The organism is Brachybacterium sp. UMB0905 (genome assembly GCF_002871795.1).
GTDB lineage: Bacteria > Actinomycetota > Actinomycetes > Actinomycetales > Dermabacteraceae > Brachybacterium.
The window spans coordinates 1-10,267 of record NZ_PNHL01000028.1; the positions used below are offsets into that span (position 1 = coordinate 1).

Sequence of the window (10,267 nt, forward strand, 5' to 3'; positions counted from 1 at the left end):
GACCACATGCGCACAAGCCTGGTGATCGACGCGCTGGCCATGGCCCGCACCCACGGCTACGCAGCACCCCAGGCAATGTTCCACAGCGATCACGGCACCCAATACACCAGTCAAGAATTCGGAGAATACTGTACTGAGAACGGATTCACGCAGTCCATAGGGAGGGCCGGAGTGTGCTGGGACAATGCCGTCGCGGAGAGCTTCTTCTCCTCGCTGAAGAACGAAATGTATCACCACCACGTATTCTCTGAGCATCGTCGGGCACGATTCGCGATCGCCGACTACATCGAGGCTTTCTATAACCGCGCCCGCCTCCACTCATCGCTCGGCTACCGCACCCCCGCCAAGGCGTGGACCGAGCAGACCACCCCCACCACCCTCCCAGCGGTCGCCTGACCACCGGAAACCACACCGACTGTCCGAAATCCTTGACACACCCCAGTGGACTCCCTGAACGTGCCCCTGGTGCAGGTAGGCTCGAGGCAGAACCAGCGCCGCTTGGCCCACACCACCTCTATCGCCCCAGCAATCGGGACGTCCCGAATCTGCTGGTCCCGGCGGGAGTGGACCTTGGTCGCGAGCACCCCGAAAGCGGGGCAGCCCGGCGGAACGGTCGAGACGACCACCGCCCGTCGGCCACCATCGGGCAGGTCGACGGCGTCGATGACGCGGTAGTTGGGCAGGTTGAAGATCGTGCTCGCATTATCCCGCTGCGAACCAGTACTCTCATGCACAGGCTCGTGGTCCTCTGGAATGTGGATGTCTTGACAACACCCATCACAGCAGGACCACGAGCCGTCCTACGCCAGCGACGCGATGCTCCCCATCACCACGAACCGTGAAGAGCCCGCAAACCACACCGACAGTCCGAAATCCTTGACACACCCCAGATGTCACCTATCCGTGCAGCAGTCCCGATCGGCTCCGCGAGGCCGTCCAGACCGGACCCGTACCAGCGGCCCGGAGGTGTACCTGACTGCTCGTAGTACCTCGTCAGGGCCGTCGCTGCGTCCCGATCACCGTCACCGACGACGACGCTGTTGAGCAGGTACCGGTAGCCCTGCCCAGCCGTCATCACCCGGATCGAGACCGTCACACCCGGCAGGTACGCCCGCGGAGAGTGATTGCCTACCGACTACGAAGCTAAGGGGCGCGGAGCGTCGCACTCTCTGCGTAGCCGCGCGAGTCAGCGTTGGCGGCGGATGGTGCCGGGGGTGTGTCCGATGATGCGGGTGAAGGCACGGTTGAACGCGGCTTCTGATTGGTAGCCGAGTTCCGTGGCGAGCCTTGCTGCGGTGGTGTTCTCGTTACGGAGTCTGGTGTGGGCGATGTTCATGCGCCAGCGGGTGAGGTAGGCGATGGGGGCAACGCCTGTGAGTTCGGTGAAGCGGGTGCTGAATGACGACCGCGACATGCTTGCGAGCTGTGCGAGGCGCTCGAGCGTCCATTCGCGTCCCGGTTCGTTGTGGATAGCTTCCAGGGCATAGCCGATCCGCTCGTCGTGCAGAGCGCGGAGCCAGCCTGAGCCGGTGTCGGGATTGTTGGCGAGCCATGCGCGGATTGCTTGGACGACGAGGATGTCGGCGAGCCTGGTGGCGACTGCTTCTCCGCCGGGTTGCGGATGGGAGAGTTCGCCGGCCATGAGGCGCAGGGTGTCGCGGATCGAGGATGCGGCTGAGAGGGTGTCGCCGCCGACGAAGAGCACCGATGGGAGTGCGCGCATGAGTTCACGGGCCGCGGGATCGTCGAACGACACCACGCCACAGATCAACTGCGCCGAACGATCGCTGCCCCCGTGCCGCAGCACGGAGTAGTGCTCGGTGAGGTACTGCTGCGGCAGCAGATCGACGCGCGGCCCCGCTGCGCTGGTCTCCGTGCTGGCGAGGTCATGGCCGAGCCCATGCGGCACGAGGGCAAGGTCGCCCGCGCGAAGTTCCCGTGGATCAGCGTCGGGCAGACGAAGCCAGCAGGTGCCGGTGGTGAGGACGTGGAAGCTGATCGAGTCCGGGATAGCGGGCATCTGAAGTGCCCAGGGCTCGCCGAGTTCGGCGTGGCAGTAGAACGTGCTGCGCATCCGTAGCGTGTGCAGCACGCGCGCCAGCCGGTCTGTGGTCTCAGCAGGAAGTCCTGGTCTCATGGCCCCAGTCTGCCCTATTCCGACACCATTTCACCGGCGGTATCGGACGAATGAGCAAGAAGATTGGATTCACAGGCATGGTGTCGCCGATCAAGCATCCGTACCGTCAACTTCGTAAGCAAGCCGCTTGACCGAGAGGAATCATCATGTACGTCATCGCAGGAGCAACAGGCAGAGTGGGCTCAGTGGCAGCTCGTGCGCTGCTGGCCGCTGATACAAAAGTGCGCGTGCTCGTGCGCCGCCCGTCGGATGCCGACGAGTGGGAAGCGCAGGGGGCCGAGGTGCGCATCGTCGCGCTCGACGACCGGGCCGCGCTCACCGAGGCGCTGCGAGCGTGCGCCGGGTTCTTCGCCCTACTGCCGTTCGACCTCACCGTCGACGATCTCGAGGAGCATGCGGGTCGCCTGGTCGCCTCGATCTCGGGCGCGGTCGCCGAGGCCCGCGTGCCGCATGTCGTGATGCTGTCTTCCGGGGGTGCGGATCTCGCGGGCGGCACCGGCCCGATCGCCGGCCTGCACCGCCTCGAAGAAGCACTGCGCGCAACCGGCACCACGTTGACCGCGTTGCGTCCGGGACACTTCCAAGAAAAGGTCGGCGACGTGATCGACGTCGCACGCGACAGCGGTATCTACCCCGTGTTCGCCACCTCGGCCGACGCCCCGCTGCCGATGGTCGCCACCGCAGACCTCGGTGGGCTCGTGGCCGAGAGGCTCCAGTCGCCGCCCGCTGTGAGTGAGAGCATCGATGTCGTCGGCCCCGCCTACTCGGAGCGCACTATCGCCGAACTGCTCGGCGAGGCTCTCGGGCGGGAGCTAGAGGTCGCGACGGTTCCCGAGGAAGCCTGGGCCGGCGCCCTTTCCGAAGCAGGGTTCCGCCCGCACATCGCCGAGAGCCTCGCTGAGCTGTACCGAGCCGACGAGCACGGACTGCTCGCTCCGCGCGGTGACCGCAGCGTGCACGTAAACACCCCAGTCGAAGCAACCATCGAGCGCGTCCTCGCGCTCCGTTGAACGGCGGGCTGCCGTGTCTTCCCTCATTGATGCCCTGGTCGTCGCTGCGATTGTGATGAACGGGTTGCTCGCCGGGCTGTTCTTCGTCTTCGCCTGCGCGATCACGCCCGGTTTCGGGCGCGTTGATGACGCCACCTACGTGCAGGCGTTTCGCGCGATCAACCGCGCGATCGTGAACGGCTGGTTCCTGCTCGTCTTCTTCACCGCCCCGCTCACGGCTCTCGCCTACGCCTTCCTCGGTACAAGGTCGGCCGCAATCGTGCCGACATCCTGGGCGTGGGCGGGTGCAGCATGCGCCGCTCTGACGTTGATCATCACCGCAGTCCGGAACGTACCGCTCAACACACAACTCGACCGAGCCGCAACCAGAACGCAGGTCGAGTACCGGGTCGCGCGCGAACGATTCGAGGCACTCTGGAATCGGTGGAACCTCACCCGAACGATCACGAGTGCCGGTGCCCTCGTGAGCCTCGTACTCGCCGGAGCCCTGGGGTGAAGCAGATGACCGAAGCCCCGCACGTCAACTATGCACATGAGTAAGTCGAGAAGGGACTGCTGCACGGATAGGTGACATCTGATCTGGCTTGCCTGCTGGGCGGCCTGGAAGGATGTGCATCATGCCTGCTCCCTATCCCCAGGAGTTCCGTGACGATGTGGTGGCCGTGGCTCGCGCCCGTGAGGACGGTGTCACGATCGCGCAGATCGCGAAGGACTTCGGTGTCCACGAGATGACGTTGCATAAGTGGATGCGCCAAGCCGATATCGATGACGGCAACCGGCCCGGTAGAAGCCGGCAGGAGGCTGATGAGCTGCGCGAGGCTCGCAAGCGGATCCGCCTGCTCGAGCAGGAGAACGAGGTCCTGCGTCGTGCTGCCGCGTATCTGTCCCAGGCGAATCTGCCGGGAAAAGGTATTACCCGCTTGTGAAAGAGCTCGCCGCTGACGGGATTCCTGTCACGGTGTCCTTGCGGGTCCTGAAGCTCTCCAGAGCCCCGTACTACCGGTGGCTCCGCCAGCCCGTGACGCCCACGGAGCTGTGCGAGGCCTACCGTGCCAACGCCCTGCATGACGCTCACCTGGATGACCCCGAGTTCGGCTCCCGCCTCCTGGCCGATGAGGCCGCGGCTGCTGGCGAGGGGATGTGTGATCGCACCTCGTGGAGGATTTGCCACGACAACCAGTGGTTCTCCATGTTCGGCATCAAACGGGGGAAGAACGGCAAACGCCCCGGCCCTGCGGTCCACGACGACCTTATCGAGCGGGACTTCACCGCCGATGATGTCAACGAACTGTGGCTGACCGACATTACTGAGCATCCCACTGACGAGGGCAAGCTCTACCTGTGCGCGGTCAAGGACGCGTTCTCCGGACGGATCGTGGGCTACTCGATCGACTCACGGTTGAAAGCCCGCCTGGCCGTAAACGCCCTGAACAACGCCGTTGCCCGGCGCGAGGACGTGGCCGGGTGTATCGTCCACTCCGACCGCGGGTCCCAGTTCCGAGCCCGGTCATTCATCCATGCCCTGGACCAGCACCGCCTCATCGGCTCCATGGGCCAGGTCGGTGCCGCCGGTGACAACGCGGCAATGGAATCGTTCTTCGCCCTGCTGCAGAAGAACGTCCTGAACCGTCAGCGGTGGCGCACCCGGGAAGAGCTCCGTATCGCCATCATTCCCCCGCAAGCGGGAGGTGCCCCCACCTGGATCGAGCGGACCTACCACCGGCGCCGCCGGCAGGCCCGTCTGGGCCGGTTGACCCCCATCGAATACGAGACCATCATGAGCCCCGCCGTGACACTCGCGGCCTAACACCCCGACTGTCACCTATCCGTGCAGCAGTCCCCCTATCCGTGCAGCAGTCCCTTCCTTCATCCCCACCCCAGTGACTACAACGTCATGACCCGCAACAGCTAGCCTCTTCACGGCGAGGTGCCTGCGGCCGGGCGGCTCACGCTGTGCGTGCGGCGCTCAGCTGTCCAGGTCGTCGATCTCCGGGCCCAGACGCTCCTCGAGGCTGTGGAAGAACGCGATCACGGTGCTGAGCCCGCACTTGATCGCCCCCTCGATCTGCGCATCCAGCACCCCGGCGCGGAAATCGGAGACCAGCTCCCCGTACACGCCCAGCAGTCCTTCGGACTCGCGGCGCACATAGACCTTGGGCCAGATGCGGTTCATGTTCCACTCATTGCAGAGCTTGACCATCTCGACCTTGCGGGAGATGTCCACCGAGTGGCTCCAGCGCCCGCGGGTCTGCAGCACCCCGTGATCCTCTCCGGCGATCGCGAAGTGGAATCGGTAGTCGTCGAACCGGGCGCGCAGCACGTCCTCATGCTCCTCGTCCTCGACGAAGCAGTAGCCCAGGCGCGACAGCGCCTGCTCGACACGCTCCAGGGACAGGGGGGCCAGACCATCGGCCGAGTCCATGCGGCGCTGGGACTCGTTCGGTGCAGTCACTTCCAACCTCGCGGGTGACGTAGGGGCGGCCCGGGACAGGCCCCGTCGGCCGCGGAACATCGGACACCTTACTCCTTCACCCCTGGCATCACCTGAGCACCAGGGGTGATCCCGCTGACCCTCCCACCCCGCGCCGACGGGCGGGCGTCCGTCGGCCCCGACTACAGTCAATCCCATGCCCACCAGCCCGGAAGCCGCCAGCCCGGACGCCTGCCCGCCCGCGGCCCCAGCGCCCCCGGCGCCCGAGCGCCCGCAGCGCCCCGAGCCCCCCGAGCGCCCGCAGCACCCCGTGCCGCCGCTGCTCGCCGTGGTGGGCGCGACCGCCACCGGAAAATCCGAGCTCGGCATCTCCCTCGCCCAAGCGCTGGACGGGGAGATCATCAACGCCGATGCGCTCCAGCTCTACCGCGGCATGGATATCGGCACCGCCAAGGTCACCCCTGCCGAGCGCGCTGACATCCCGCACCACCTGCTGGATGTCCTGGACGTCACCGACGAGGCCAGCGTCTCCGCCTACCAGCAGCAGGCCCGCGCCGCGATCGCCGCCATCCGCTCCCGCGGCCGCACCCCCATCCTCGTCGGCGGATCCGGGCTCTACCTGCGCGCCGTCCTCGATGACATCGCCTTCCCGCCCACCGACCCCGCGGTGCGAGAGCGCTATGAGCAGCGCATCGCTACCGAGGGCACCGCTGCGCTGCACGCCGAGCTCGCCGTGCGCGACCCGGAGGCTGCGCGCACCATTGGCCCCGGCGATGCCCGCCGCATCGTGCGCGCTCTCGAGGTCGGAGAGCTGACCGGCCAGCCCTTCGCCGCCTTCCTGCCGCGCCCGCGCTACCTCGACCCGACCACCATCCAGATCGGCGTCCATCGGCCCCGCCCGATCCTCCACGAGCGCATCAGCCGTCGCGTGCACCGCATGGTCGAGCAGGGGCTGCTCGAGGAGATCCGCTCCCTGCGGGCGGCCGGCTTGGACCAGGGCCTCACCGCCCGCCGCGCGATCGGCTACGAACAGGGCCTCGCGGTGCTGGATGGGACGCTGGGCTGTGCCGAGGCGATCGAGGCCACGATCGTGGGCACCCGGCGCCTGGTGCGCAAACAGGACACCTGGTTCCGCCGCGACGAGCGGGTGCGCTGGCTGGATGCCGGATCCGCCGATGCGCGCGAGCTCACCGCCCAGGCGCTCGCGCTGCTGCCCGGCACGCCAGCTGAGCAGTCGTAGGCTCGGGGCATGTCTGCGCCCCTCGCCTTCACCATCGGCCACGGCACCGAGAACGACTTCGTGATCCTCGATGATCCCGACGGCACCCTGGACCTCGACGCCGCCACCGTCGCGGCCCTCGCCGACCGTCGCGCCGGCATCGGCGGGGACGGAGTGATCCGCGCAGTGCGCACCCGCGCCGCCGGGATCGACGCCCCGACGGGCGCCCCTGAATGGTTCATGGACTACCGCAACGCCGACGGCTCGATCGCCGAGATGTGCGGCAACGGCGTGCGGGTCCTCGCCGCCCACCTGCGCCGCCACGGCCATGTCACCGCGGACGAGTTCGCCCTCCACACCCGCGCCGGTACCCGCACGGTGCAGATCATCGCCGTCCCCGAGCAGGTGGGAGGCGAGTGGAGCGTGCGCGTGGGCATGGGCACCAGCCGCGCCGCGCAGAACGGACGCACTGTGCAGATTGCCGGGCAGCGCCTCGCCGTCACCGATGTGGACATGGGCAACCCCCATGCCGTCGCCTTCCTCCCAGCCGATGTGGAGCTGGCGGACCTCGACCTCGCCGAGCGCCCGGCCCTGGACCCCGACCCGGAGGCCGGAGCGAACATCGAGCTCGTCTCCCAGCGCGGAGACCACCATGTGGCGATGCGTGTTCACGAGCGCGGTGTGGGAGAGACCCGCTCCTGCGGCACTGGCGTCGCCGCCGTCGCGGTTGCCGCCGCGCAGCGCGCCGAGGACACGACGGGCGCGCCCTGGACGGTGGATGTCCCCGGCGGGCGGCTCCAGGTTGGCTGGGCCGAGGACGGCGAGGTGCTGCTGACCGGCCCCGCCCGCCTCGTGGCCGACGGGACACTGCTCGCCTGACGCAGCGCGGAGCCGGAGGAGCCTCGGGCCAGGCTTTATGCCTTAGGTGGCCGGGCCTACTTCGAGCACCCGGAATCCTTTGGCGCTCGCCCGCTTGCTGACCTCCCGCTCGGGCAGCTGCTCGCCGAGCCACCGCGCGAGCGGATCCGCCCCCAGATTCTTGCCCACCACGAGCGCCGCGGTGCCCGTCGGCGCCAGACGCGCCATCCAGTGCAGCAGCAGCGCATGCAGCGCCGACTTGCCGATCCGGATCGGCGGGTTCGACCAGATCGCATCGAAGGCGATCTCGTCGGGCACCTCCTCGGGGGCGCACACCCGCACGGCCACCCCGGCACGCCGCGCATTCTCCGCTGTCAGCTCGCGGGCTCGCTCACTGACATCCACCGCCCACACCTCGGCGTCCGGATGCTCAAGCGCAGCGGTCAGCGCGATCGGCCCCCAACCGCAGCCCAGATCCAGGATCCGCCCGTGCGGCGGCGGCAGTGTGATCTCATCCAGCCGATCCAGCAGCACCGCCGTCGCCTTGTCCAGACCCCGGCCGCTGAACACCGACGCGCTCGAGACGAGTTCCAGCTCCCGCCCGGCCAGACGCACTCGCAGCGGGAGACGCCGGTCATCGGTCCCGGGGGAGGGGGTGAAGTAATGCTCAGCCACCGCGCCAGGATACGGAGCGCACGGCAGCGTCGGGACCCGGATAGGCGGGAGGGGAGGTCTGCACCGCGGGAGACGCCGCCGTCCCCGCTGTGCCCTGCGCGAAAATCCCTCGACCCGCGAATGCGCCCGTGGGATCCTGGTGCGACCGTCCGCGCCGACCGGCGCCGACCCCCAACCCGAGGAGCTCCCAGATCGTGCCCATCGCCTTCCACCCCGACCCCACCCCCGACACCGACGTCGCGGAGACCGGCACGGGATCAGGCGCGAGCACGACGGAGCAGCCCTCCCGCGACCCGCTCACCGCACGGATCCTCGCGCGCGGCGATGCCTCCGTCTCCGCGGTGACCTACTCCTCCCAGACCGACGGCGAGCAGCTGGACCTCGCCGACCGGCAGGCCCTGCGTCGCGTCGCGGGACTGTCCACCGAGCTCGAGGACGTCACCGAGGTCGAGTACCGCCAGCTGCGCCTGGAGAAGGTCGTGCTCGCAGGCCTGTACACCTCCGGCAACGCCGAGGAGGCGGAAGTGAGCCTGCGGGAGCTCGCTGCGCTCGCCGAGACCGCCGGCTCCCAGGTGCTCGACGGTGTGCTGCAGCGCCGCGCCCACCCCGATCCCGCCACCTTCCTCGGCAAGGGCAAAGCCGCTGAACTGGCCGACATCGTCGCCGCCTGCGGAGCAGACACCGTCGTGGCCGATGGCGAGCTGGGCCCCGGCCAGCGCCGCGCCCTCGAGGACATCGTCAAGGTCAAGGTCATCGACCGCACCGCCCTGATCCTGGACATCTTCGCCCAGCACGCCAAGTCCCGTGAGGGCAAGGCGCAGGTGGAGCTCGCCCAGCTCGAATACCTCCTGCCGCGCCTGCGCGGCTGGGGCGAGTCGATGTCCCGGCAGGCCGGTGGCCGCATCGCCGCCGGCGGCGCGGGGATGGGCTCACGCGGCCCCGGTGAGACGAAGATCGAGCTGGACCGTCGGCGCATCCGTGACCGCATGGCCAAGCTGCGCCGCGAGATCAAGGCCATGACTCCCGGCCGCGCCACCCAGCGTGCCGAGCGCACCCGCCACCAGGTGCCGTCGGTCGCGATCGCCGGGTACACCAACGCCGGGAAGTCCTCCCTGCTGAACCGCCTCACGGGCGCCGGGGTGCTGGTGGAGAACGCCCTGTTCGCCACCCTGGATCCGACGGTCCGCCGCTCCGTCACCCCCGACGGGCGGGAGTTCACCTACGCCGATACCGTCGGCTTCGTCCGCCACCTGCCCACCCAGCTGGTGGAGGCTTTCCGCTCCACCCTCGAAGAGGTAGGGGACGCCGACCTGCTGCTGCACGTCGTGGACGCCTCTCACCCCGACCCCGAGGGGCAGATCACCGCGGTGCGCACGGTGCTCGGCGAGATCGACGGCTTCGACGTGCCGGAGATCATCGTCCTGAACAAGGCGGATATCGCCGCGCCGGAGACGATCGCGCGCCTGCGCAGCCAGGTGGGGGATTCCGCCGTCGTCTCCGCCCGCACCGGCGAGGGCATCGAGGAGCTGCGCGCACTGATCGCCGAGCGCCTGCCGCGGCCCGCCGTGGAGGTGGACCTGGTGGTGCCCTACTCGCGGGGGGATCTCGTCTCGCGTGCGCACACCACCGGCGAAGTGCTGGTCGAGGAGCACCTCATGGAAGGCACGCGCCTGCACGCCCGGGTCGACGAGGCCCTTGCCGCCGAGCTGCACGAAAGCGCCTGAGGCTGCGTCACACCCCGTACGTTTCGCACTGTTCCTGGCATGTTCCGCACGCGGGTGGCGGGAAAAGTGCGAAGCGCGGGGGCCAGGGCAGGCACTGCGGGGCCGGGGCGGGCGCCGAGGGGCAGAGCAGGCGCCGCAGGGTCGGGCCTAGGGCGTGTCTCCTAACCGTTTCTGCCAGAGGGTGATGGCTCGCAGGACTGCTCCGCCGCGGTA

11 protein-coding genes are annotated in these 10,267 nt (G+C 68.6%); 7 read left to right on the top strand and 4 right to left on the bottom strand.

What is annotated here, in order from left to right; translation table 11 throughout:
* Positions 1 to 396 (top strand): integrase core domain-containing protein (locus CJ197_RS14430; protein WP_146007794.1); only part of this gene is annotated, 396 nt, incomplete at its 5' end.
* Here CJ197_RS14430 and CJ197_RS15695 read toward each other — a convergent pair.
* On the bottom strand, positions 330 to 734 hold the full coding sequence (locus tag CJ197_RS15695) for a transposase family protein (protein WP_369801560.1): 405 nt from the start codon (positions 732 to 734) through the stop codon (positions 330 to 332). The two genes, CJ197_RS14430 and CJ197_RS15695, sit on opposite strands and share 67 nt — an antisense overlap.
* Positions 735 to 1,186: 452 nt before the next feature.
* The gene (locus CJ197_RS14445; protein WP_102237432.1) at positions 1,187 to 2,137 is read right to left on the bottom strand and encodes an AraC family transcriptional regulator; all 951 of its coding nucleotides are present in this window, start codon (positions 2,135 to 2,137) and stop codon (positions 1,187 to 1,189) included.
* A 185-nt stretch (positions 2,138 to 2,322) separates the two neighbouring features.
* Here CJ197_RS14445 and CJ197_RS14450 point away from each other — a divergent pair, with 185 nt between their 5' ends.
* The 3 genes from CJ197_RS14450 to CJ197_RS14460 all read left to right on the top strand — a co-directional run bounded on the left by CJ197_RS14450 (position 2,323) and on the right by CJ197_RS14460 (position 4,954).
* On the top strand, positions 2,323 to 3,147 hold the full coding sequence (locus tag CJ197_RS14450; RefSeq protein WP_233191012.1) for an NAD(P)H-binding protein: 825 nt from the start codon (positions 2,323 to 2,325) through the stop codon (positions 3,145 to 3,147).
* 13 nt (positions 3,148 to 3,160) lie between these two features.
* A complete protein-coding gene (locus CJ197_RS14455; RefSeq protein WP_233191013.1) occupies positions 3,161 to 3,643 on the top strand; it encodes a DUF1772 domain-containing protein in 483 nt (160 codons plus the stop codon).
* A gap of 121 nt (positions 3,644 to 3,764) precedes the next feature.
* Positions 3,765 to 4,954 (top strand): IS3 family transposase gene (locus CJ197_RS14460; protein WP_233191014.1). Its coding sequence is split into 2 segments (ribosomal slippage): positions 3,765 to 4,049 and positions 4,052 to 4,954, totalling 1,188 coding nucleotides; the frame shifts between segments, so codons are not numbered across the junction.
* Positions 4,955 to 5,113: 159 nt separating this feature from the next.
* Here the strand turns inward: CJ197_RS14460 and CJ197_RS14465 are convergent.
* Complete coding sequence (locus CJ197_RS14465; RefSeq protein WP_233191015.1) at positions 5,114 to 5,599, bottom strand: YbjN domain-containing protein; 486 nt, start codon at positions 5,597 to 5,599, stop codon at positions 5,114 to 5,116.
* A 175-nt stretch (positions 5,600 to 5,774) separates the two neighbouring features.
* On the opposite strand from CJ197_RS14465, the gene miaA reads away from it, so the two are divergent.
* Together miaA and dapF are read left to right on the top strand one after the other, a co-directional pair.
* The gene (gene miaA / locus CJ197_RS14470) at positions 5,775 to 6,818 is read left to right on the top strand and encodes a tRNA (adenosine(37)-N6)-dimethylallyltransferase MiaA (protein WP_102237434.1); all 1,044 of its coding nucleotides are present in this window, start codon (positions 5,775 to 5,777) and stop codon (positions 6,816 to 6,818) included.
* Positions 6,819 to 6,827: 9 nt separating this feature from the next.
* Positions 6,828 to 7,676: a diaminopimelate epimerase gene (gene dapF / locus CJ197_RS14475; protein ID WP_102237435.1), complete on the top strand. Its 849-nt coding sequence runs from the start codon at positions 6,828 to 6,830 to the stop codon at positions 7,674 to 7,676.
* Positions 7,677 to 7,718: 42 nt separating this feature from the next.
* Here dapF and CJ197_RS14480 read toward each other — a convergent pair whose 3' ends face one another.
* Positions 7,719 to 8,330 (bottom strand): class I SAM-dependent methyltransferase, encoded by a 612-nt coding sequence (locus CJ197_RS14480; protein WP_102237436.1) that lies wholly within the window; start codon positions 8,328 to 8,330, stop codon positions 7,719 to 7,721.
* Positions 8,331 to 8,524: 194 nt separating this feature from the next.
* Between CJ197_RS14480 and hflX the strand changes: the two genes are divergently transcribed.
* On the top strand, positions 8,525 to 10,054 hold the full coding sequence (hflX, locus tag CJ197_RS14485; RefSeq protein ID WP_102237437.1) for a GTPase HflX: 1,530 nt from the start codon (positions 8,525 to 8,527) through the stop codon (positions 10,052 to 10,054).
* The last annotated feature ends 213 nt before the right edge of the window (positions 10,055 to 10,267 follow it).

Excerpts from the sequence above, each read along its gene's own strand:
- CJ197_RS14445 (WP_102237432.1), bottom strand. The coding sequence starts at position 2,137 with ATGAGACCAGGACTTCCTGCTGAGACCACAGACCGGCTGGCGCGCGTG.
- miaA (WP_102237434.1), top strand. The coding sequence starts at position 5,775 with ATGCCCACCAGCCCGGAAGCCGCCAGCCCGGACGCCTGCCCGCCCGCG.
- dapF (WP_102237435.1), top strand. The coding sequence starts at position 6,828 with ATGTCTGCGCCCCTCGCCTTCACCATCGGCCACGGCACCGAGAACGAC.